The 22,888-nt window shown below is 56.5% G+C and carries 21 protein-coding genes, 1 tRNA gene and 1 pseudogene; 18 read left to right on the top strand and 5 right to left on the bottom strand.

Annotation, left to right across the window (positions count from 1 at the left end; translation table 11 throughout):
* Nucleotides 1-29: 29 nt before the first annotated feature.
* Entirely contained in the window at nt 30-794 is a 765-nt protein-coding gene (locus CPJ18_RS10940) for a GntR family transcriptional regulator (RefSeq protein ID WP_103658206.1), read from the bottom strand.
* Complete coding sequence (locus CPJ18_RS10935) at nt 791-1,678, bottom strand: glucosamine kinase nucleotide-binding domain-containing protein (RefSeq protein ID WP_103658204.1); 888 nt, start codon at nt 1,676-1,678, stop codon at nt 791-793. Before CPJ18_RS10935 ends, CPJ18_RS10940 begins: the two co-directional genes overlap by 4 nt.
* A gap of 206 nt (nt 1,679-1,884) precedes the next feature.
* On the opposite strand from CPJ18_RS10935, the gene CPJ18_RS10930 reads away from it, so the two are divergent.
* The 12 genes from CPJ18_RS10930 to CPJ18_RS27055 all read left to right on the top strand — a co-directional run bounded on the left by CPJ18_RS10930 (nt 1,885) and on the right by CPJ18_RS27055 (nt 14,575).
* Nucleotides 1,885-2,778, top strand: a complete 894-nt coding sequence (locus tag CPJ18_RS10930) for an N-acetylmuramic acid 6-phosphate etherase (RefSeq protein WP_077103206.1) — start codon at nt 1,885-1,887, stop codon at nt 2,776-2,778.
* A 61-nt stretch (nt 2,779-2,839) separates the two neighbouring features.
* Nucleotides 2,840-4,099, top strand: coding sequence for an ABC transporter substrate-binding protein (locus tag CPJ18_RS10925; RefSeq protein ID WP_103658202.1), 1,260 nt, complete (start codon nt 2,840-2,842; stop codon nt 4,097-4,099).
* 146 nt (nt 4,100-4,245) lie between these two features.
* Nucleotides 4,246-5,193: a carbohydrate ABC transporter permease gene (locus CPJ18_RS10920; RefSeq protein WP_103586458.1), complete on the top strand. Its 948-nt coding sequence runs from the start codon at nt 4,246-4,248 to the stop codon at nt 5,191-5,193.
* Between the two features lie 15 nt (nt 5,194-5,208).
* Nucleotides 5,209-6,048: a carbohydrate ABC transporter permease gene (locus CPJ18_RS10915; RefSeq protein ID WP_077103212.1), complete on the top strand. Its 840-nt coding sequence runs from the start codon at nt 5,209-5,211 to the stop codon at nt 6,046-6,048.
* A complete protein-coding gene (locus CPJ18_RS10910) occupies nt 6,045-7,103 on the top strand; it encodes a Gfo/Idh/MocA family protein (RefSeq protein ID WP_103658200.1) in 1,059 nt (352 codons plus the stop codon). Before CPJ18_RS10915 ends, CPJ18_RS10910 begins: the two co-directional genes overlap by 4 nt.
* 15 nt (nt 7,104-7,118) lie before the next feature.
* Entirely contained in the window at nt 7,119-8,120 is a 1,002-nt protein-coding gene (locus CPJ18_RS10905) for an ABC transporter ATP-binding protein (protein WP_103658198.1), read from the top strand.
* Nucleotides 8,121-8,148: 28 nt separating this feature from the next.
* Nucleotides 8,149-8,877 (top strand): copper homeostasis protein CutC, encoded by a 729-nt coding sequence (locus CPJ18_RS10900; RefSeq protein ID WP_103658196.1) that lies wholly within the window; start codon nt 8,149-8,151, stop codon nt 8,875-8,877.
* 123 nt (nt 8,878-9,000) lie between these two features.
* Nucleotides 9,001-9,759 carry an SDR family oxidoreductase gene (locus CPJ18_RS10895; protein WP_077103219.1) on the top strand — a complete coding sequence of 253 codons (759 nt, stop codon included), beginning with the start codon at nt 9,001-9,003 and terminating at the stop codon, nt 9,757-9,759.
* Between the two features lie 162 nt (nt 9,760-9,921).
* Nucleotides 9,922-11,316, top strand: a complete 1,395-nt coding sequence (gene hglS, locus CPJ18_RS10890) for a 2-oxoadipate dioxygenase/decarboxylase HglS (RefSeq protein WP_077120001.1) — start codon at nt 9,922-9,924, stop codon at nt 11,314-11,316.
* 11 nt (nt 11,317-11,327) lie between these two features.
* Nucleotides 11,328-12,746 carry an FAD-binding oxidoreductase gene (locus tag CPJ18_RS10885; RefSeq protein ID WP_103658300.1) on the top strand — a complete coding sequence of 473 codons (1,419 nt, stop codon included), beginning with the start codon at nt 11,328-11,330 and terminating at the stop codon, nt 12,744-12,746.
* 39 nt (nt 12,747-12,785) lie between these two features.
* Nucleotides 12,786-14,312, top strand: a complete 1,527-nt coding sequence (gene amaB / locus CPJ18_RS10880) for an L-piperidine-6-carboxylate dehydrogenase (RefSeq protein WP_103658194.1) — start codon at nt 12,786-12,788, stop codon at nt 14,310-14,312.
* Between the two features lie 104 nt (nt 14,313-14,416).
* Entirely contained in the window at nt 14,417-14,575 is a 159-nt protein-coding gene (locus CPJ18_RS27055) for a hypothetical protein (protein WP_206780939.1), read from the top strand.
* Here CPJ18_RS27055 and CPJ18_RS10875 read toward each other — a convergent pair.
* Nucleotides 14,554-15,972, bottom strand: coding sequence for a helix-turn-helix domain-containing protein (locus CPJ18_RS10875; RefSeq protein ID WP_103658192.1), 1,419 nt, complete (start codon nt 15,970-15,972; stop codon nt 14,554-14,556). The genes CPJ18_RS27055 and CPJ18_RS10875 overlap by 22 nt on opposite strands.
* A gap of 128 nt (nt 15,973-16,100) precedes the next feature.
* On the opposite strand from CPJ18_RS10875, the gene CPJ18_RS10870 reads away from it, so the two are divergent.
* The 4 genes from CPJ18_RS10870 (at nt 16,101) to CPJ18_RS10855 (ending at nt 20,469) form a co-directional block, all read left to right on the top strand.
* Nucleotides 16,101-17,633 (top strand): acyl-CoA carboxylase subunit beta, encoded by a 1,533-nt coding sequence (locus CPJ18_RS10870; protein ID WP_077120008.1) that lies wholly within the window; start codon nt 16,101-16,103, stop codon nt 17,631-17,633.
* Nucleotides 17,634-17,738: 105 nt separating this feature from the next.
* The gene (locus CPJ18_RS10865; protein WP_103658190.1) at nt 17,739-19,760 is read left to right on the top strand and encodes an acetyl-CoA carboxylase biotin carboxylase subunit; all 2,022 of its coding nucleotides are present in this window, start codon (nt 17,739-17,741) and stop codon (nt 19,758-19,760) included.
* Nucleotides 19,760-19,999 (top strand): hypothetical protein, encoded by a 240-nt coding sequence (locus CPJ18_RS10860; RefSeq protein ID WP_077103233.1) that lies wholly within the window; start codon nt 19,760-19,762, stop codon nt 19,997-19,999. The genes CPJ18_RS10865 and CPJ18_RS10860 overlap by 1 nt, the downstream gene beginning before the upstream one ends.
* Before the next feature lie 287 nt (nt 20,000-20,286).
* Nucleotides 20,287-20,469: a hypothetical protein gene (locus CPJ18_RS10855; RefSeq protein ID WP_077103235.1), complete on the top strand. Its 183-nt coding sequence runs from the start codon at nt 20,287-20,289 to the stop codon at nt 20,467-20,469.
* A gap of 333 nt (nt 20,470-20,802) precedes the next feature.
* Here the strand turns inward: CPJ18_RS10855 and CPJ18_RS10850 are convergent, their stop codons facing one another.
* Nucleotides 20,803-21,114 carry an ArsR/SmtB family transcription factor gene (locus CPJ18_RS10850; RefSeq protein ID WP_103658298.1) on the bottom strand — a complete coding sequence of 104 codons (312 nt, stop codon included), beginning with the start codon at nt 21,112-21,114 and terminating at the stop codon, nt 20,803-20,805.
* Between the two features lie 98 nt (nt 21,115-21,212).
* Between CPJ18_RS10850 and CPJ18_RS10845 the strand changes: the two genes are divergently transcribed.
* Nucleotides 21,213-22,304 carry an NADH:flavin oxidoreductase/NADH oxidase gene (locus CPJ18_RS10845; protein ID WP_103658188.1) on the top strand — a complete coding sequence of 364 codons (1,092 nt, stop codon included), beginning with the start codon at nt 21,213-21,215 and terminating at the stop codon, nt 22,302-22,304.
* Between the two features lie 83 nt (nt 22,305-22,387).
* A pseudogene (locus CPJ18_RS27620) lies at nt 22,388-22,506 on the top strand (IS3 family transposase); the annotation flags it as partial.
* Nucleotides 22,507-22,726: 220 nt separating this feature from the next.
* On the opposite strand, the gene CPJ18_RS10840 reads toward CPJ18_RS27620, so the two are convergent.
* Nucleotides 22,727-22,816 (bottom strand) — tRNA-Ser (locus CPJ18_RS10840).
* Nucleotides 22,817-22,888: the final 72 nt, after the last annotated feature.

The following is a 22,888-nucleotide window of genomic DNA, read 5'->3' as shown; positions in this document are numbered from 1 at the left end:
TCTCTTTTCTTGTCGGTTCAATCGGCATATCAGCCATCTGTCAGTGTCATTTCGGCAACGAAATCATAGGCATCGCCGCGATAAAGCGAGCGCGTCAGTTCCACCACGCGGCCGGAATCGAGATAAGATATCCGCTCGATGGCAAGGCCCGCTGACCCTTCGGGAACGGCCAGAAGGGCTGCGTCCTCACGGGTCACGTTACAGGCAGAGATGCGCTGCACGGCGCGCACCGGCTTGTATCCGGTGCGGTGTAGTTCCGCATAAAGTGACGCGTCCACCGCTTTGGGGTCCGGCAGGATATCGCTGGCAAGGCTTGCGCGTTCGATAGCGAGCGGCAACTCGTTGGCGATGCGCAGGCGCTCCAGCCGTGCCACCATCATGTCGACCTTCAGGCCAAGCATCATCATCTCGTCCGATGAAGGATGGAAAAGCCCGCGGGCCAGCCACTCGGAGCGGGTGACATAACCGCGCCGGGCCATGTCTTCGGTAAACGAGGTCAGCCGTGACAATGGTTGTTGTAGACGCGAAACGGGCTTCATTACGAACGTGCCGGAACCATGCTTTCGGTTCAAAAGACCGTCCTTGACCAGATCGTCCACCGCTTTGCGAACCGTGACCCGGCTAACATTGGCAAATTCGGCAAGATCACGTTCGGGCGGTAGCGCTTGGCCGTGGGCGAGCTTACCTGATAATATCGCGTCTTCCAGCGATTGCCGCAGCTTCATATACAGCGGACCCGATCCGCTGGATTGCAGATCGTCTGGCGACAGGAACTGCGACAGCGTTTCCATCATACCGCAGTTTCCGTGACATTCGCGTAGGTCGCTTTCGCCAGCGCGATCGCTCCCGACAGGGCATCCTGCGCAGGTGGAACGAAGCGCTCCCGGTGACGGGCGGAGAGATAGGGTGCGTAAAGGCCAGACAGCCCGCCCAGTAGACACAGCCTGCCGCCGCCGGTGATCTGCGACATGCGGTCGAGTGCCAGATCGATGAAGCCTGCGGACTGGCGAAGAATCGCCAGCGCCGCCTCGTCGCCTGTTGCGGCAAATTCAAAAACGCGCGGTGCGTAGCGGCCATAATCGCCGGGCTTTGCTGCCTGGGAAAAAGCGACCATCTTGCGCGGATCGTGGTCGAAGTCATCGAGAAACGCGCGCGTCATGGCCGTTTGCGCAGCAATGCCGTCATGGCCAAGCAGGCATTGCTGCAATGCCATCTGGCCCAGCCGCGCGCCACCGCCCAGATCGCCCAGATGATAGCCCCAGCCGCCGAGATAGCGGATGTCGGCACCGGTGCGAGCGATATAGATGGTTCCCGTACCCAGAATGGCAACGGTTCCGTTGCCCTCGCCGAGCGCGCCCTGAAGCGCAATCAGACCATCGGATTCGATCACCGATTGACGAAACGGCAGACGCGGCATCACATAGGCAACGGTGTTTTCGACGTAATTTCCCGCAAGACCAAGATAGGCATGGGCGCTTTCGACCAGACTGGCATCAAGACCCGCGTCGATAAATGAAGCTCTTGCTGCTTCCGTCATATTCTCAATGGCCGTATCTGGCGCGGTCATGATGTTGGACGCGCCACTTTTACCACGGCCGATAATCCGGCCGTTTGCATCTGCGACTGCCGCCCGGCAACTGGTGCCGCCGCCGTCGATTCCCACGAGATATCGCTGCATGAACTGTCTCCTGAAAAGAAGATACCAAAAAAATACCAATATCCAAGAGTAAAAATCAATTTTCAATAAATATAAAAATATTCAACTAAATCAACTATTTGTGTTTGAGATGGCGTTTTTTTTCTCTTGAATTCGCATCTACTGTCAAAAGGTGCTGGACAATTGGTATTTTTTTGGCATTAAATTCGCGTGCAGGGAGTTTTGGAATGAGCGCTAGTGGGACTGAAGGTTTGCACGAAAAGGCGAAAGGCCTCGACACGATGGTGCCGGGGGAGATTCTGTCGCTTTTGAGTTCGGGCCAACAGCAAGCCGCGCAGTCCGTGGATGCCACACATGACGCCATCGCCGCAGCCTCAACGCTTGCGGCTGATGCCATCGCTGCGGGCCGCAAGCTTGTCTATGCCGGGGCCGGAAGCTCTGGGCTCATGGCCATGGCAGATGCGCTGGAGCTTCCTGGAACCTACGGCATTGCACGCGAGCAGATCGCTATTCTGTTTGCCGGCGGTGCCAGCAACGTGTCCGACATGCCCGGCGCGCCCGAAGACGACGCCGATCAGGCGCGAAAGGACGCGGAGGCCGTGATCGGTGCCGGTGATTGCGTGCTGGCGATTTCCGCCAGTGGATCGACACCACATGCGCTGGCAGTCGCCGCAGTGGCGCGTGAAAGAGGCGCAAAAGTCGTAGCTGTTGCCAACAACGCCAATGCCACGCTGTTCGACATATCTGACGTCGCTATTCTGTTGCTTACGCCGCCGGAATTCGTGTCCGGCTCGACCAGGATGGGGGCGGGAACGGCACAGAAGATAGCGCTTAATATGTTTTCAACGCTGATGGCCATCCGTCTCGGCCATGTGCATGATGGCTATATGGTCAATCTGCGGGCGGACAATAAAAAGCTCATCGAACGCGCCGCAAGGATCGTGTCGGGTGTGACAGGTGTAGATATCAACGAAGCTGGACGATTGGTGGAAAAGGCGTCCGGTTCCGTAAAAATTGCAATTCTGTTGGCAGCGGGTGCGAAGACTAAAGATTCGGCTGAAACCATGCTTGCGGAAAGCGGCCATAATGTCCGGCGCGCGCTTCAACTGATCAGCGGATAAGACAGGTAAAAATCACAGTTGATGAGCGCCGTGGCGGCGTTACACCAAGAGGGAGAACATAATGACCCGCACTATCACTAAGGTTTTGCTGCTGGGCGCAAGCCTTTTCAGCTACGCAGGCCTCGCATCTGCGCAAGACGTGACGCTGACCATCGAAAGCTGGCGTAATGACGATCTGTCGATCTGGAAGGACAAGCTTATTCCGGCGTTCGAAGCCAAGAACCCGGGCATCAAGCTGTCGTTCCAGCCAATGGCACCGACTGAATACAATGCTGCGCTGAATGCCAAGCTGGAATCCGGTTCTGCCGGCGACCTCATCACCTGCCGCCCATTCGATGCCTCGCTTGAGCTCTTCAAGAAGGGCTATCTTGGCGATCTGACCAAAAACGCTGGCATGGAGAACTTCTCCGACGTAGCCAAAACCGCATGGTCGACGGATGATGGTGCCCAGACGTTCTGCGTGCCAATGGCATCGGTCATTCACGGCTTCATCTACAACAAGGACGCTTTCGACGCACTGAAGATCGAAGTTCCCAAGACGCAAGCCGAATTCTTTGCCGCGCTCGACAAGATCAAGGCTGACGGCACCTATGTTCCAATGGCGATGGGTACCAAGGATTTATGGGAAGCCGCAACAATGGGCTACCAGAACATTGGCCCCAACTACTGGAAGGGCGAAGAAGGGCGTCTCGCACTGATTACGGGCGAGCAAAAGCTGACCGATGCCGACTGGGTCAAGCCCTATGAAGTGCTGGCCAAATGGAAGGATTATCTTGGCGACGGCTTCGAAGCCCAGACCTATCCCGACAGCCAGAACCTCTTTACGCTGGGTCGCGCAGCCATCTACCCCGCAGGTTCCTGGGAAATCTCCGGCTTCAACACACAGGCACAGTTCAAGATGGGTGCGTTCCCGCCGCCGGTCGAAAAGGACGGTGATACCTGCTACATCTCCGACCATACCGACATCGGCATGGGCGTAAACGCCAAGTCCAAGCATCCGGCTGAAGCTGCAAAGTTCCTGTCGTGGGTTGCTTCTGCGGAATTTGCCGATCTCTATGCAAATGCGTTGCCTGGCTTCTTCAGCCTGAACAAGACGGCTGTGAAGATGGCCGATCCACTCGCTCAGGAATTCGTGTCCTGGCGTGAAAAGTGCAAGCCGACGATCCGCTCCACCTACCAGATCCTGTCGCGTGGCACGCCCAACCTCGAAAACGAGACGTGGGTGGAATCCGCTAATGTGATCAACGGTACGGATACGCCAGCTGTTGCCGCTGAAAAGCTGCAAAAGGGCCTGGACGGCTGGTACAAGCCTGCCAAGTAAAGCTTGAGATGCATGGCGGTTAAGCAACCGCCATGCATCTGCCTATTGGCTTAAGCTCTGCTCTCTACAGCCAGATAAACGGCTTCGCGGGTTTGTGCCGACGTTACGTGCACCCCCATTTTTCCAAGACAGTTCGGACTGGTCCCATGAGCGCCGATATCACTTCAAACGATCAACGACCGATCCGGCGGCCCGTGCGCTGGCATATTCTCGTGTTCATGCTGCCAGCATTTCTGGTTTACACCGCAGTCATGATCGTTCCGCTCGGCAGTACACTGTGGCTTTCCTTCTTCAACCAGGTGGATGGGCAGAAAGTCTTTGTCGGCCTTCAAAATTTCAGAGCCCTGTTCGGTGAAGATCGCTGGGCCGTGAGTTTTTGGAACGCGCTTTTCAACAATATGATCTTCTTCGTGATCCATATGCTGGTGCAAAATCCTATCGGCGTGGCCCTTGCGGCATTGTTGTCGCTCCCCAAGCTCAGATTCTCAGCTTTCTACCGCACGGCCATCTTTTTGCCGACCCTATTGTCCTTCGTCATCGTCGGCTTCATCTGGAAGCTCATTCTGTCCCCGCTTTGGGGTGTCGCACCAACGCTGCTTGATCTCGTCTATTTGAAATCCCTGTTTGCGCCGTGGCTGGGCAGACCTGGCTCGGCGCTGATCGCGGTGTCGCTGATTTCGGTCTGGCAATATGTCGGCATTCCGATGATGCTGATATATGCCGCTCTTTTGAACATTCCAGACGAAGTGATCGAAGCAGCCGAAATGGATGGTATTACCGGCTGGAGCCAGTTCTGGAAGATCAAGCTGCCGCTGATCCTGCCCTCCATCGGTATCATCTCCATCCTCACATTCGTCGGCAATTTCAACGCCTTCGATCTGATCTATACCGTGCAAGGGGCGCTGGCCGGGCCAGATGGATCGACCGATATTCTGGGAACATTGCTCTATCGCACTTTCTTCGGCTTCCAGCTTCAACTCGGGGACCGGTCCATGGGCGCGACTATCGCGACAGTGATGTTCCTCATCATCCTTGCCGGGGTCAGCTTTTACCTATTTGCCATTCAGCGCCGCATGCGCCGCTATCAATTCTGAGGAGGGAGATAAGACATGTCCAAAGCTCGTTCCTCCTTCGCCCGCACCGCGTCTGCCCATGCCGTATTGATTGCGTATACGGCCATCGCGCTGTTTCCGGTGGTGCTGACGATCATCAACTCGTTCAAGTCGCGAAATGCCATCTTCCGCAATCCGATGCAGCCGCCGATGCCGTCGACCTTCGACCTGGTGGGATACACCACTGTGCTAGGGCAAGGCGATTTCGTGCATTACATGCAGAATTCGCTGATCGTCACTGTCGTTTCGATTGCGCTGGTATTGCTGTTTGGAGCTATGGCGGCGTTTGCGCTGTCTGAATACCGATTCAGGGGCAATACGCTGCTCGGTCTCTATATGGCGCTCGGGATCATGATTCCCATTCGCCTGGGAACTATCGGCATTTTGCAGGGGATGGTCGCGACTGGACTGGTCAATACACGCACCGCCCTCATTCTGGTCTATACGGCGCAGGGCCTGCCGCTTGCCATCTTTATCCTGTCGGAGTTCATGCGCACCGTGTCCGACGATCTCAAAAACGCCGGGCGCATTGACGGGCTGTCGGAATACAAGATTTTCTTCCGGCTGGTGCTGCCGCTCATCCGTCCATCCATGGCAACGGTTGCGGTCTTCACCATGATCCCGATCTGGAACGATCTCTGGTTCCCGCTGATCCTGGCACCGAGTGAGGCGACGAAGACAATCACGCTGGGCACACAAATCTTCATCGGCCAGTTCGTGACCAATTGGAATGCGGTTCTCGCAGCCCTTTCGCTGGCGATTGCCCCGGTTCTCGTTCTCTACACAATCTTCTCGCGGCAATTGATCCGTGGCATCACGGCAGGAGCAGTGAAATGAGCGAACGACCTCTGAAAGTTCTGGTTGCCGGTCTCGGCAATATGGGTATGAGCCACGCGCTGGCCTATGCCGCCAATCCGGGTTTCGACATCGTCGGTCTCGTCAATCGCTCGACGCCTGCTTTGCCAGAACAACTCGGCGGTTACCAGATCCTGCCGTCTTTCGATGATGCCTTGGCGGGACTGAAACCAGACTTGTGCTCGATCAACACCTATTCCGACAGCCATGCCGGGTTCGCGATCAAGGCCATGGAAGCGGGCTGCCATGTGTTCGTGGAAAAACCGCTGGCGACCACGGTGGCGGATGCGGAGCGCGTCATCGCCTGCGCCCGCGCCAATGGTCGCAAGCTGGTGGTCGGCTATATTCTGCGCCATCATCCCTCGTGGATCAAACTGATCTCGCTCGCCCGCGAACTCGGCGGACCTTACGTGTTTCGCATGAACCTCAACCAGCAGTCCTCCGGCAAAACGTGGGCTAAGCATAAGGCACTGATGCAGACCACGCCGCCGATCGTTGATTGCGGCGTCCATTATGTCGATGTCATGTGTCAGATCACCGATGCAAAGCCGGTGTCGGTTCGGGGCATGGGCCTACGTCTATCTGACGAAATTTCGCCTGATATGTACAATTACGGCCACCTTCAGGTGACTTTCGATGATGGCTCACTTGGCTGGTACGAGGCAGGCTGGGGTCCGATGATTTCGGAAACCGCGTTTTTCGTGAAAGACGTGATGTCGCCAAAAGGATCTGTGTCCATTGTGATGGATCCGAATGCGAAATCCGACGATATCGACACCCACACCAAAACCTCGACCATCCGCCTGCATAAGGCGAAAACCGGGCCGGATGGACAGTTTACAGAGCCTGACCAGCTTCTCCAGATGGAGGGTGAGCCGGGCCATCAGGAACTGTGCGACCGCGAACAGGCTTATGTTCTCAGAGCCATCCGCGAGGATATCGATCTCAACCGACATATGACCGACGCCGTACAATCGCTGCGCATCTGCCTTGCGGCGGATGAAAGCGCGCGAACCGGCCGTATGGTCGACCTCTGAATCTGGAGAAAATCCGTGGGTAATCTGACACTCAAATCCGTCGCCAAATCCTTTGGCACTGTCGAGGTGCTGAAGGGCATAGACCTCGAGGTCAAGGACGGTGAGTTCGTGATCTTCGTCGGCCCTTCTGGTTGCGGCAAGTCCACGCTGTTGCGCACCATTGCAGGGCTGGAAGATATCAGTTCAGGCGAGATCGTCATCGACGGTCGTGAAGTTTCGGCAGTGCCGCCTGCCAAACGCGGCATAGCGATGGTGTTCCAGTCCTATGCGCTCTATCCGCATCTGACAGTGAAGGACAATATGGGGCTTGGCCTCAAGCAGGCCGGAACGCCGAAAGACGAGATAGAAACACGGGTTGCCAAGGCATCTTCCTTACTTTCGCTTGAGCCCTATCTTGAGCGGCGTCCGGCAGAACTGTCAGGCGGCCAGCGTCAGCGTGTTGCCATCGGTCGCGCCATTGTCCGCGAGCCGACGCTGTTCCTCTTTGACGAGCCGTTGTCCAACCTCGATGCGGCACTTCGCGTACAGACCCGTCTGGAAATTGCTCGCCTGCATCGGCGTCTGAAAGCGACGATGATCTATGTGACGCATGACCAGGTCGAGGCGATGACGCTGGCCGACAAGATCGTGGTGCTCAATGCCGGTCGCATCGAGCAGGTCGGCTCGCCGATGGAGCTTTACAATCGCCCCGCCAATCTGTTCGTCGCCGGTTTCATCGGCTCGCCGCAGATGAATTTTATCGATGCTGAGCGTCTCGGTGAAAGTGGTTACAGGACACTCGGCATTCGCCCTGAGCATTTGGCGCTCTCACGCGACACCGGCACATGGTCTGGGAAGGTCGTGCATGTCGAACATCTGGGGGCTGACACCATCGTGTATCTCGAAAGCGACATCATCGGCCTGCTGACAGTGCGCCTGTTCGGCGAACATGCCTACGCGCCCGACGATGTCGTCTCTGCCTCTCCGACCGGTGGTGCGACCCATCGTTTTGGTGCAGATGGCAACGTCATCCGATAGGCAAGCCGTTGAATTATTGAGGCGGCCCATGGCTGATATTCTGCTGGAAGTATGTGTCGATGACGTCCAAGGCCTGCACGCCGCAATCGAAGGCGGCGCGGACAGGATCGAGCTTTGCAGCGCGCTCGCAGTGGGCGGATTGACGCCATCTGCGGGGTTGATGAGCGTCGCCGGACAGTCTCCCATTCCTTGCTATGCGATGATCCGTCCGCGTATCGGTGATTTTGTCTACACCGCAGACGAACTTGCCGTGCTGGAAAACGACATCAGTTTTGCCGCGTCATGCGGCCTGCGCGGTGTGGTATTCGGCGCGAACCTGCCTGATGGTCGACTGGACCGCGATGCCTTGACGAGACTGTCAAACGCCATGGGTTCAATGCCACGCACCTTGCACCGCGCCTTCGATCTCGTGCCTGACATGGCCGAGGCCATCGAAATTGCTATTGCCTGCGGCTTCGAGCGCATTCTGACATCGGGGCGCGCCGTCTCCGCTCTAGATGGGCTAACTGACCTGAAATCTGCAATCGAGAGTGCTTCAGGGCGGATATCCATCATGCCCGGCTCAGGTGTTACTCTCGAAACAATCGGTGCGCTGCTTGCGGAGCTGGATTTGACGGAAGTGCATTCTTCTTGCTCGTCTAGCGTGGATGTTGATAACCCGGTTGTCACAGCTTTTGGCTTTTCAGCACCTCGTGTCAAACAGACCAATGTTGAGATTGTGCGCTCTTTGAAGGCACGACTGAAGACCTCACAATAAACCTGTTGCTGTTTGCCTGGCTGAGTGAGCCGACCGTTTTCTGGGGGACCTGATTGGCATTCGAGGCTATTGATAAAACAAAACACCGAGAACACGCCTTTTCAAGGTGGAACGGAGGATGCCATGTCGTTGAGCCTTTTCGATCTCAAGGGAAAACGCGCCCTGATTACGGGTTCGTCGCAGGGAATAGGGCTGGCCCTCGCGAAGGGACTTCAAGATGCGGGTGCCAAAATTGTCCTCAACGGGCGTGATGAAACCAAGCTCAAGACGGCAGCGGAAGGGTTCGAGGCACCAGTCGATATTCTGGCCTTCGACGCTACGGATCACCAGGCGGCACGCGAGGCCATCGATCGTTTTGAAGCTGACACGGGTGCTATCGATATTCTCGTGAACAATGCCGGCATGCAGTTTCGTACTGCACTGGAAGATTTTCCAGCCGACGCATTCGAACGCCTGTTGCGCACCAACGTCTCAAGCGTCTTCAACGTTGGCCAAGCCGTTGCTCGTCACATGATAGCGCGCGGCAAGGGAAAGATTATCAACATCGCCAGTGTCCAGACCGCACTCGCTCGGCCCGGCATCGCGCCTTATACGGCCACTAAAGGTGCTGTTGGCAACCTGACCAAGGGCATGGCAACCGATTGGGCAAAATACGGTCTTCAGTGCAACGCCATCGCGCCAGGTTACTTCGATACACCGCTTAACGCGGCTCTGGTCAGCGACGAGACCTTCTCCGCCTGGCTGGAAAAACGCACTCCGGCCGCGCGCTGGGGTAAAGTCGAGGAACTTGTCGGCGCTTGTATCTTCCTAGCATCCGATGCTTCGTCATTCGTGAACGGTCACACGCTTTATGTCGATGGCGGCATTACTGCATCTCTTTGAGATAAAGTGGCAGGGTGCTTACAATGCGCCATTCCGTTCATCCGTAACCATTCTGTATTCGCATCAACATAGTCTAAAGAGTCGCGATATTTGTCATTATGGGGCTGGTATAGTGTCTTTAATGCATGAAGTTCATTATTCTATGCCACGAGGTAAAGCGCCGTGACAGTTTCTTTCATCTCTCCCGATGATATCCGTTCAGATTTTTCTATGGCCATGTCAGCGATGTACCGGGACGAAGTTCCGGCTTATGCCACGTTGATGTCTCTGGTCGCCAAGGTGAACAGTGCGACGCTCGCGGCGGATCAGCATCTCAAGGAGCGGTTGGAAGCAACGGATACGTTGGAGCGGATTTCGGAAGAGCGCCATGGTGCAATCCGGCTCGGCAGCCCGGAAGAGCTTTCCATGATGCGTCGCGTTTTCGCTGTCATGGGCATGTATCCGGTCGGCTATTATGACCTTTCCACAGCTGGTGTTCCCGTTCATTCCACGGCCTTCCGCCCAGTTGGAGAAAAGAGCCTCAACCGCAATCCTTTCCGCGTTTTCACCTCGCTACTTCGGCTTGATCTGATTGCGGACGAAGCGTTGCGCACGGAAGCTGCGACGGTTCTTGCCTCCCGCAAGATTTTCACGGATGTGGCGGTCGCGCTTGTCGAAAAGGCAGAACAGGAAGGCGGTCTCGATGCCGCAGATACGTCGCGTTTCATTCAGGAAGTGCTGGAAACCTTCCGTTGGCACGACAAAGCCATCGTCGATGTTAAGATGTACACGCGGCTGCATGATGCGCACAGGCTGATCGCCGATGTGGTGTCCTTCAAGGGACCGCATATCAACCATCTGACACCGCGCACCCTAGACATCGACAGGGTGCAGGCCTTGATGCCCGATGAGGGGATTGCGCCCAAGGCCGTAGTCGAAGGTCCGCCGACACGCAAATGTCCGATCCTTCTGCGCCAGACTTCGTTCAAGGCGCTGGAAGAAGCCGTATCCTTCATCGGGGCAGACGGCACATGGCAGGAAGGCTCGCACACGGCCCGTTTCGGCGAAATCGAGCAGCGTGGTGTAGCGCTGACGCCAAAGGGGCGGGCGCTTTATGATGCTTTGCTCAACGAGACGCGGACCCGAGTACGCCCTGCCGCAGATGGCTCGAATTCCGATGCCTATGAAGCCGCATTGGCCGATGTCTTCACGGCCTTCCCGGATGACTGGAATTCCATCCGCAAAGCCGGACTTGGCTATTTTAGCTATTCACTGACAGAGAAAGGCAATGTGGCAAAAGTGTCGGCGCTTGGTCTCGAGGACGCGATCGAGCAAGCTTATGTTCGCTTCGATCCCATCGTCTACGAAGACTTCCTGCCCGTCAGCGCTGCGGGCATCTTCCAGTCGAATCTTGGAGACGAGGTCGCGCAGGAATTCGTCGCAAGTCCCAATCAGGTCATGTTCGAGCGAGACCTCGGGGCAGGGGTACTGGACGAATTCCAGCATTATGCAGGCATCGAACGTGCTTCGCTTGAAGCATGCCTCACGGTCGTCCACAGCGCTGCTGCTGCGGAGTGACAGGTGCTGAGATGACGGAACCCCGGCATATCGAAGCGCTGAAGCGCATTCTCGGCGATAAGGGCCTGCTGACGGCGGTCGCTGACATGATCGCATATGAGACGGGTGCTCGTTACGATCAGGGAAAGGCAGCTTTCGTTGCGCGTCCGGCCTGTACGGCGGACGTCTCGGCGGTTGTTGCCTATTGCGTGAAGAATGGCATCGCGCTGGTGCCCCAGTCCGGCAATACGGGTCTCGTCTCGGGATCTACGCCTGACGGTTCCGGGCAGCAGGGTATTCTCAGTCTCGACCGGTTGACTGCACCCTATGAGCTTGATCGTATCAATCGCACCGTCAAGGCCGGTGCCGGGTTGAGACTATCGGACCTCAACGCGAAACTGGAAGAAAGCGGCCTGTTTTTTCCCATCGACCTCGGGGCCGATCCACGTCTTGGCGGCATGATTGCCACCAACACCGGCGGTTCACGCTTTCTGCGCTACGGTGATGTTCGTCGCAACACGCTCGGTCTGACCGTCGTATTGGGAGATGAAGCGGGCACGGTGCTGGACCTGTCTTCGGGCCTGCGCAAGAACAATACCGGTATCGACTGGAAACAGGTATTCATCGGCACATCAGGTGCTTTCGGCATCGTGACGGAATGCGTGCTCAATCTGGAGCCAGCGCCCCGGCAGACTGCGACCGCGCTGCTCGTTCCCGCCTCGCTGGATCAAGTCCCGGGACTTCTGATCGCGATGGAAGAGGCGCTTGGTAGCTATCTCTCCGCCTTCGAAGGCATGTCGTGCAATGCTGTGCGTGCGGCCCTGGACCATGTTCCATCGCTGCGCAATCCGTTCCAGAACGGTGCCGTTCCGGATTTCGTCATCCTTGCAGAGATCTCCCGTTCCAACGCACCACGCGAGGGTGAGCAGCCTCTGGATGCCGTACTCGAAGAGGTTCTGGGCGCGATCTGGGAGCGGGACGATGCGCCGCTTGCCGATGCTTTCGTCGGGCCGCCGCATGAAATATGGGCGCTTCGTCATGCTCTGTCGGAAGGCGTGAAGCATCTGGGACGGCTGATCGCTTTCGATCTATCCTTTCGGCGCGGCGATATCATGCGCTTTATGGACCGGATGAAACTGGAAATGCCGGAGGCTTTTCCTGATATCACGATTTGCGACTTCGGCCATATTGGCGATGGCGGTGTGCATTTCAATCTCGTGGTCGCGAAAGACGATCCGAGACTTGCCGATCCAGGCTTCGAACATGCTCTAAGAGAGTGGGTGTTCGAGGTCGCCGTGGAGGATTTCGGCGGAAGTTTCAGCGCCGAACATGCGCTTGGCCGCAAGAACCAGAGTTTTTACGAGAAATTCACGCCGCAAGACGTTCGCCGGTTGGCGGCGGGCTTGAAGGCTATGACATCGCCCACCTCGCTGGGCACCGTAACCTTCTAGCGTTACGTTCAACCAACATTTTTCAAATAGGGAACGAGTATGATGACGAAGATCGATGTGAAACAGGAAACAACGAAAATCCTCGATAAGCTTGGCGTGGCACGCAACGCCTGGAACGATGGCGACATGGTGTCTTTCAGCCCGGTCAGCGGCGAAGAGATCGCTCGGCTGAAGACGGTGTCTGCTGGCGACGTTGCTGTCATGGTTGAGAAGGCAGATGCCGCGTTCAAGACTTGGCGTCTGGTACCAGCGCCAAAGCGCGGCGAACTGGTCCGCCTGCTGGGTGAAGAACTGCGTGCTGCAAAGGATGACCTTGGTCGTCTCGTCTCGATCGAAGCTGGCAAGATCACGTCCGAAGGCCTTGGCGAAGTGCAGGAAATGATCGACATCTGCGATTTCGCGGTCGGCCTTTCTCGTCAGCTTTACGGCCTGACCATTGCGACTGAACGCCCCGGCCACCGCATGATGGAAACCTGGCATCCGCTGGGTGTCATCGGTATTATCTCGGCCTTCAACTTCCCCGTCGCCGTCTGGGCATGGAATGCCGCACTGGCCATCGTCTGCGGCAACTCCGTTGTCTGGAAGCCATCGGAAAAGACGCCGCTGACAGCGCTTGCCGTTCAAGGCATTTTCGAGCGTGCTTTGGCCCGTTTCGGTGATGCGCCGGAAGGTTTGAGCCAGGTCATCATCGGTGATCGCACCGTTGGTGAAGCGCTGGTCGATCATCCCAAGGTGCCGCTCGTTTCGGCAACCGGTTCCACCCGCATGGGCCGCGATGTTGGCCCACGCCTGGCCAAGCGTTTCGCCCGCGCCATTCTGGAACTGGGTGGCAACAATGCCGGTATCGTCTGCCCCTCTGCCGATCTCGATATGGCTCTGCGCGCCATTGCCTTTGGTGCCATGGGAACAGCCGGTCAGCGCTGCACCACGCTGCGCCGCCTCTTCGTGCATGACAGCGTTTACGACCAGCTCGTTCCGCGTCTGAAGAAGGCCTATGCGTCCGTTTCCATCGGCAATCCGCTAGAAACCTCAGCCCTCGTCGGTCCATTGGTCGACAAGGCGGCTTTCGATGGGATGCAGAAGGCGCTGGAAGAGGCAAAGGCCCATGGCGGCATCGTCGCCGGTGGCGAGCGCGTGACAGATGCTGGCAAGGATACGGCCTATTATGTGAAGCCAGCGCTGGTCGAAATGCCGAAACACGCTGGTCCGGTTCTGGAAGAAACCTTCGCGCCGATCCTCTACGTGATGAAATACAGCGATTTCGATCAGGCCGTCAGCGATCACAATGCTGTTGCCGCCGGTCTCTCGTCCTCCATCTTTACGCGTGATCTTCAGGAAGCTGAGCGCTTTCTGGCAGCTGATGGATCCGATTGCGGCATCGCCAATGTCAATATCGGCACATCGGGTGCGGAGATTGGTGGTGCGTTCGGTGGCGAGAAGGAAACCGGCGGCGGCCGCGAATCCGGTTCTGACGCATGGAAGGCTTATATGCGCCGCGCCACCAACACCGTGAACTACTCCAAGGCATTGCCACTCGCGCAGGGCGTTACGTTCGATATCGAGTAAACCGGAAAAGCGCGCCAACGAAAATAGAAGATGCGGGCTTCCGGCCCGCATCGCGGATCCTCGCTTTCGGTACATTTGAAAGCTGCAAGGGAGTGATCGCAAAGATGACGCCAAAGTCCAAGCGGATCGAGGCAAACGGCGATTTCACCGACTATCGTCTGGAACAGGCCTATGTTGCCGAGGCATTGTCGAATGCTGTCCGGCTCGCTGGAATGATATTCAGTCTGCCTTTCCTTGACTGCTACCGGTCGCCAAGGGTGTAAGGCAAAATTGTTCTCGTATCGTGGTCCACGCGCAGTTCTCGCATCAACGGCGGGACGGCTCTCTGCGGGCATTTGGGTCGCTCGCAGATCCGACAGGAAATCCCTATTGATGCAAAATTTGTTCTTGCCGAACGATCGAGATCATCTGCATAGACGAAAGCATGCGCATAGGAGATTTCGCAACCGAAAGCGATGGCATAGCGCGGCTGAGGGCTGTGGTAACCGGCCCCGGATTTCGTGATTTGCGTGGCAAGACAGAGATATCGCACTCCATCCGGCGTCTCGGCAAGTTGGCGAATGATCCGGCCTTGCGTTTTAAATGCCTCATGAACATTCCATAAAGGACAGACTGCACCGAACCGCGCGAATTGCAGCTTTGTGGAACTATGCCGTTTCGTGATGTCGCCGGCGCGATCGATCCGCGCGAAGAAGACCGGCACCCCCTTATTCCCGGCTCGCTGTAGCGTGCTCAGCCTGTGGCAAACCTGGTCTACGCTGGCACCGAAGCGGGCTGCGAGCAGATCGATATCGTGGCGCAGGCGATTTGCGGTCGATAGGAACTCTCCATAGAACAATATCAATGCTCCTGCGAAATAGTTCTGGAGGCCGATCTTGCAGATTTCCACGGATTCGACCGTGCGGAAATTGGCATCTTGGGCGATGGACTGAATAAGATCGGGAATATGGAGTTGCGCGATCTGGAAGGCGATCTGGAAATCCCGTGTCGATGCCGGCGCATAGCGGTTGATGGAGAGAATGCCGGAGGATCGGTAGAACCGGCGTAGCGCATCGTTTTCCGCTTCGGAGCGCCTGACCTCTACCTGATGCTCAGATTTGAGAAAGCGGGACAGGGCCGAGTAATTGTCTCCGTCTCCCAGACCAAGTTCACTTGCCAGTTTCTCCTCCGCAATATCGAGCGCGTATATGTAATTATCGACAAAATGAAAGAAATCCCTGACTTCTTCATAAGGCGTTGTTTCGGCTAGAGAGGCAGAGCGTCCGAGGCTGTCGCTCAAACCGACGAGCTGCTCGTTGTTGCGCTTGTATCCCTGATGCGCCTGGATGAAGGCACGTGCCAGATTGGGTGCGCTTTGGGTGATGAGCTTCAGTTCCTGAAAACTGGGGCTGAGGTTTTCAAACAAAGGGTCCGTCAAGGCTTCTGTGATGGTAGATAGTAGCCTATCACCTTCGCCGGATGAAAGCTCACTCATATTGATCTGGAATTTTTCAGCCGGAGCAACAAGAACCGCTGCCGATACGGGCCGCTGATCGTTTTCGATCTGATTCAGGTAACTGGTGGAGATCCCGATCCGCTCGGCAAACTGTGCCTGGGTTGCCCTATTCGCATCCCTGAGTTCCCGGATTTTGCGCCCGATGAAAAGTTTGCCGATGGCCATGTTAGCAACTTCGCAAATTTTAATTTGCATTTTTATGGTTTACACAATCATGCACGATCAACTGTTTTGTGAACCTTCTTCGTCAGGTACACATGGTTCACCATCAAAGCGTTTGAAGTGGAAATGACATGCGGTCCGTTCTCGAGCAGCTTGAGTCGCGAAGAGCCGAAGCCAGGCTGGGCGGGGGGCAGAAACGCATCGATGCCCAGCACAGCAAGGGAAAGCTCACCGCAAGGGAACGCATCGAAATTCTCCTCGATGAGGGGTCGTTCGAAGAATACGACATGTATGTCACGCACCGTGCTGTTGATTTCAACATGGCGGAGCAAAAGATCGCTGGGGATGGTGTCGTTACTGGCTGGGGAACCATCAACGGTCGGCAGGTCTATATTTTCTCTCAGGATTTTACCGTCCTCGGCGGCTCCCTTTCGGAAACCCACGCCCAGAAAATCTGCAAGATCATGGACATGGCGTTGAGAAACGGCGCGCCCGTGATCGGCCTCAATGATTCCGGCGGGGCGCGCATCCAGGAGGGCGTCGCCTCGCTGGCCGGTTATGCCGATGTGTTCAAGCGCAACGTCGATGCCTCAGGCGTCATTCCGCAGATATCCGTCATCATGGGGCCGTGTGCGGGTGGTGCGGTCTATTCGCCTGCCATGACGGATTTCATTTTCATGGTTCGAGACAGCTCCTACATGTTCGTGACAGGCCCCGATGTGGTCAAGACCGTGACCAATGAAATCGTGACGGCAGAGGAGCTGGGGGGCGCGCGCACCCATACCGCAAAGTCGTCCGTCGCCGATGGTGCATTCGAAAACGATGTGGAAGCACTCGAACAGATCCGTCTGCTTTTCGATTTTCTGCCGCTGAACAACCTCGAGCAAGGTCCTGTCAGGCCATTTTTCGGTGAGACCACGGCTCTTGATCATCGGCTCGATACGCTGGTTCCGGACTCGTCCAGCAAGCCATATGATATGCGTGAACTTATTCTCGCACTCGCAGACGAGGGCGATTTCTTCGAGGTTCAGGCCGCATTTGCGCGCAACATCATCATCGGGTTCGTGCGCATCGAGGGTCGCTCGGTTGGCGTTGTGGCCAATCAGCCCATGGTTCTGGCAGGGTGCCTGGATATCGATTCATCCCGAAAGGCAGCCCGTTTCGTGCGGTTCTGCGATGCGTTCAATATTCCCATCCTCACATTGGTCGATGTTCCCGGCTTCCTGCCCGGCACATCGCAGGAATATGGCGGCGTCATCAAACACGGAGCCAAGCTGCTGTTTGCCTACAGTCAGGCAACGGTGCCGATGGTGACGCTGATCACCCGCAAAGCCTATGGTGGGGCCTATGATGTGATGGCTTCCAAGCATATCGGGGCCGATATCAACTACGCCTGGCCCACTGCCGAGATTGCCGTGATGGGTTCAAAAGGTGCCACGGAAATCCTCTACCGGTCGGAGCTTGGGGATGCGGACAAGCTCGCCGCGCGCACGCGGGAATATGAGGAGCGGTTTGCCAACCCCTTCATCGCCGCAGAACGCGGCTTCATCGACGAGGTGATCATGCCGCATTCCTCGCGTCGGCGTATTGCACGGGCCTTTGCATCCCTGCGCAAAAAGCAGGTCGATGTCCGGTGGCGCAAGCACGACACGATGCCATTGTAATCGCAATGAGACTCGGAAATTTCATGATGCGTCGGGGCTTTCAGCGACAATCCAACATGAACGGTCGGCACCAACTTCAGGCAGGCAAAATTGGCGGGACACGCAATGTTTAAGAAAATTCTTATTGCCAATCGCGGCGAGATCGCCTGCCGCCTCATTCGCACGGCCAAGGCCATGGGGATTGCCACGGTCGCGGTCTATTCCGATGCCGACGCCAATGCCCTGCATGTCACGCTGGCGGATGAGGCCGTGAATATTGGTCCTGCGCCGTCCAGCCAGTCCTACATCGTCATCGACAACATCCTCGATGCGATCCGCAAAACCGGCGCCGATGCGGTGCATCCGGGTTATGGGTTCCTGTCGGAAAATGCTGCATTTGCGCTTGCGTTGGAAAAGGAAGGCGTCACCTTCATAGGCCCGCCACCGGGCGCAATTTCCGCAATGGGCGACAAGATCACCTCCAAGAAGCTGGCCGCCGAAGCAGGCGTGTCGACCGTTCCCGGCCATATGGGGCTGATTGCCGATGCAGACGAGGCGGTCGAGATATCATCCGCCATCGGCTATCCCGTGATGATCAAGGCATCCGCCGGCGGCGGCGGCAAGGGCATGCGCATCGCGTGGAACGATGCGGAGGCACGCGAAGGTTTCCAGGCGTCAAAGAATGAAGCGAAGAACTCGTTTGGCGACGACCGCATCTTCATCGAAAAATTCGTTACCCAGCCGCGGCACATCGAAATCCAGGTGCTTGGCGACAAGCACGGCACCGTGCTTTATCTCGGCGAGCGCGAATGCTCCATCCAGCGGCGAAATCAGAAGGTCATCGAAGAGGCTCCGTCGCCATTCCTCGATGTACAGACCCGCAAGGCCATGGGTGAACAGGCAGTGGCTTTGTCGAAAGCGGTGGGATATTATTCTGCTGGCACGGTGGAATTCATCGTGGATGGCGCACGCAATTTCTATTTTCTGGAAATGAACACCCGCCTTCAGGTGGAGCATCCGGTGACGGAACTCGTCACCGGCATCGACCTGGTGGAACAAATGATCCGCGTTGCCGCTGGTGAAACGCTGTCTTTCGCTCAGGGCGATATCAAACTGAACGGCTGGGCTATCGAAAGCCGGCTTTATGCCGAAGACCCCTATCGCAATTTCCTGCCCTCCATCGGCAGGCTGTCGCGCTACCGACCGCCGGCCGAAGGGCAGGCAGCCGATGGCACGATCATCCGCAACGATACAGGCGTGTTCGAGGGTGGCGAGATCTCGATGTATTATGATCCGATGGTCGCCAAATTGTGCACCTGGGCACTGGAAAAACCGGGCGCACCAGCGCGCCTGGCTGCCATCGATGCCATGTCGGCAGCTCTCGATAATTTCGAGGTCGAGGGCATTGGTCATAACCTGCCTTTCCTGTCGGCTGTCATGCAGCATCCCCGATTCCGTTCGGGTGCCATCACGACGGCCTTCATCGCCGAGGAGTTCTCGGAGGGGTTCCACGGGGTCGAGGCGGATCCGGAATCGGCACGGAAGCTTGCGGCGGTGGCCGTGCTTGTTCATCAGGCGCTGCAGGATCGCGCAGTGCAGATTTCCGGCACCATCGGCAACCAGCGCCGGGTGATCGGCAAGGACTGGGTCGTCACCTTTGCCGATCAGGAACATCCACTCACCCTCAACGCCTCTGACGATGAACCTTCGGTCCAGTTCCCGGATGGAACCGCGTTTGGTGCCACTGGTGATTGGGTGCCTGGCCGTAGCCACGCGACATTCCATATCGATGGGATGGTGATGGGGGTGAAAACCGATCTTGCGGGTACCGGCATCCGCCTGCGCTGGCGCGGCATGGATGTGACCACCCACGTGCGAACACCCCGTGTTGCAGAACTTGCCCGGCTGATGCCGAAGAAGCTGCCGCCCGACACATCCAAAATGCTGCTCTGCCCCATGCCGGGCGTCATGACATCCGTCTCTGTCGTTGAAGGTGAAACCGTGGAGGCCGGCCAAGCGCTCGCCATCATCGAAGCGATGAAGATGGAGAATACGTTGCGCGCCGAGAAGCAAGGAAGGGTCAAGCGTGTGGTTGCGGTGAAAGGCCAAAGTCTGGCCGTGGACGAACTGATCATGGAGTTCGAGTGATGCCGGAAAGCAAGACCCTTGCGGACTGGCAGGCGTTGGCGGAGCGCGAACTGAAAGCAGCGTCGGACACCCTCATCTGGCACACGCCCGAAGGCATCGATATCAAGCCACTCTATACCGCAGAAGACATCGAGGACGTCCAACATCCCCAACGCATACGATTGGCGTGGAATACGCAATTACTCCCCGCAGACGATGACCATGAGAGTCCTGTCCACCTGTGTCTGACAATCCACTAAGTTTGCTATGACACCGACGGGATAGAGGGCTTCAAGAGTGCTGAGTTGATCGTCGGTGCCATGCCCCTAGGCGACGAAAAGCACATATTTTCGAAGATATTATAATATCCCGAATCGGATATGCCTGACACAATGTCCCGGTCTTTTAGGGGAAAACCTCGTCTTTTTCGTTACATGGCCTTGCAGCGTTTCAGCGATGCAACTTTAAGAGTTTCCCGAACTACATAGTGATCAAGCACGGACTCTCACGCTAGAGGGGGCGTGCAACCATTCGAAAGGTTCTAGACATGATGTCACTCCCGGCTATCGTTGGCATTTCCCTAGGGGTTGCGGGCGTCGTTGCGTTCAGCCGCAAGAAACAGCCGCAAAGCACGCTGAAGAAGATTGGCGTCTTCCTTCTGGCTTCCATCGGAATGCTCGTCGTGATGCTGGCGGTCAATTTTGCCATCTTCTACGCGGCTCAAACCTGAAACGACTGGGTGGGAGGCAAGGGACTAAGTCGCCTCTTTCGGACCTAGGCTGCTCGATGCGGCTTAGGTCCGACCTGCTAAACGAGCATGGGGCCACCCTGAAAAGCCAGCCCGGACGATACAAGCTTCGTTTGGTTGGTTAGCGACCCTCCCAAGTCGCTCGTCAAGGGCCGGATATCCTCTAAAAAACAAGACGCAAGCGTCAGCAAAATAAGCATAAGTTGCTACAAAGCGTCACTGATTTCTGCACTGATATCAGTGTAATCGGCATGCAAAATTCAATGACGGCTGTTCAGATCGCGCGTCTTTCGACTGTGGTGAAAGCGTTCAATATCAGCCCGCTTCGTCCGATGCCGGAAGTACGGCGTCCAATAGGCCCGGAAACCGCTCATCTATCTCTTTACGACGCAGTTCATTCAGGTGCGCTGGTCCATCCGTGCGGGTGAAAACCAGACCGCCCTCCCTTAAGACTTTAAAGTGGTGGGACATGCTGGACTTGGGCCGGCCACCATCCAGTGCGGAACATGTGGCCTGTCCCCCATTTGCCAACTGACGCACGACTTCGAGCCGTACAGGATCACTCAGTGCATAGAGCACCTGGGTGAGGTTCACGTCTTCGAGGGCGGGATGTGGAATGGCGCGCATGACCCAACATAGCATTAGAGAATGTTATTTGATAGTTCGATTGTAATCGAAATACCGAAGAATTATATGAATATTGCTAATTATCAGTTGGAGCTCTCATGTCATCCCTATTTACCTCTTTTACTATCAAAGACGTAACGTTGCGAAATCGTATAGTGGTGTCGCCTATGTGCCAGTATTCTGCCGAGGACGGCATTATAAATGATTGGCACCATGTCCATCTTGCCGGATTGACGCGCGGTGGTGCAGGCTTGGTGGTTGCCGAAGCGACGGCTGTATCACCGGAGGGTCGCATCACGCCCGGATGCGCAGGGATCTGGAGCGATGAGCAGATCGAGCCTTGGAAAAAATCTGTGGGCTTGATGAAGGCTGCAGGTGCGGTTCCTGGAATCCAGATCGGACACGCTGGCCGGAAAGCGAGCGCGAACCGTCCATGGGAGGGCGACGACCATATCGCCGCTTCTGATCCGCGCGGCTGGGAAACGTTGGCGCCATCAGCCGTTGCGTTCGGAAGAAACCTTGGCAAAGTGCCACAGGCCATGACGCTTGCTGATATCGAGCGGGTCAAGGCGGACTTCGTCTCCGCTGCTAAGCGGGCGCTGGCCGCCGGCTTTGAATGGCTTGAGCTTCACTTCGCTCATGGTTACCTTGGGCAAAGTTTCTTTTCGACGTGGTCTAACAAACGCACAGACACCTACGGCGGTGACTTTGACGGACGAGCCAGATTTCTACTTGAAACACTGGCTGCTGTTCGCGAAGTCTGGCCTGAGCACCTCCCCCTTGCCGCCCGCTTTGGCGTGACTGAATTCGACGGTTCTGATGATTTGGAAGAGGGGATCGAGATGGTTCGTCGCTTCAAGGCTGGCGGCCTCGACATTGTCGATGTCAGCATTGGTTTCTCTACGTCGACTGCCAATATTCCTTGGGGCCCTGCTTTCATGGCACCCATCGCCCAGCGGGTACGGCGCGAGGCTGGGCTTCCCGCAACGACGAGCTGGTTCATTAGCGAACCAAAGCAGGCTGATGCGCTGATCACAGACGATCTCGTGGATCTGGTGTCACTCGGGCGCCCGCTGCTTGCCAACAGCCATTGGCCTTACCAGGCAGCGTTTGAACTTGGTGTCGATAAACCATCCTGGACGCTACCCGCGCCATACGCTCACTGGCTAGAACATTACAGAACGGCCTAACTCTGGAAAAAAAGCTGCACCATACTGGCCGCTGCGGTTGACGAACCGCAGCGGCCACATCTGTGTTCTTTCTTGACCGTCCCATCGGCTACAAACGCTGCCCTGCTATCCATGGCGGCAGGCCATCTGTCACCCTCGATAACACCCTTGTCGGTAATTCGACGAGACGGCTCCTAACACAACTTCGGTGAGGGAAATCACAATAGGCAACCTGTCATTGTATGTCGAAAGCAACAACGCACGCCGGCGAGCGTTCATCTTGAATGCTCAGGCAGATATGCAATGGCCATTTCCAGCAGCAGCATCATTGGCGCACCGCCTTGAGTGTGGCCTTGTGGCAAGAAAATTGCAGGTGGAAGATGGTACAGATCAACTCTGGCTCTGGTTTAATAAGGGGAAACGTTCGAGCTCAGCGTGACTTATGGCGGAGAGGGTGGGATTTGAACCCACGATACCCTTGCAGGTATGCCGCATTTCGAGTGCGGTGCATTCGACCACTCTGCCACCTCTCCGCGGGCACGAAGCTTTGAGGAGCGTGCGGGCGTTCTCATAACCAGCAATTCTCGGGCATGCAAGGGTTAAAT

It is taken from the genome of Agrobacterium rosae, assembly GCF_002915175.1.
In the GTDB taxonomy this organism is placed as follows: Bacteria; Pseudomonadota; Alphaproteobacteria; order Rhizobiales; family Rhizobiaceae; genus Agrobacterium; species Agrobacterium rosae.
The sequence above is the reverse complement of the archived record's forward strand: the minus strand, read 5'-3'. Positions and strand labels throughout refer to the sequence as shown.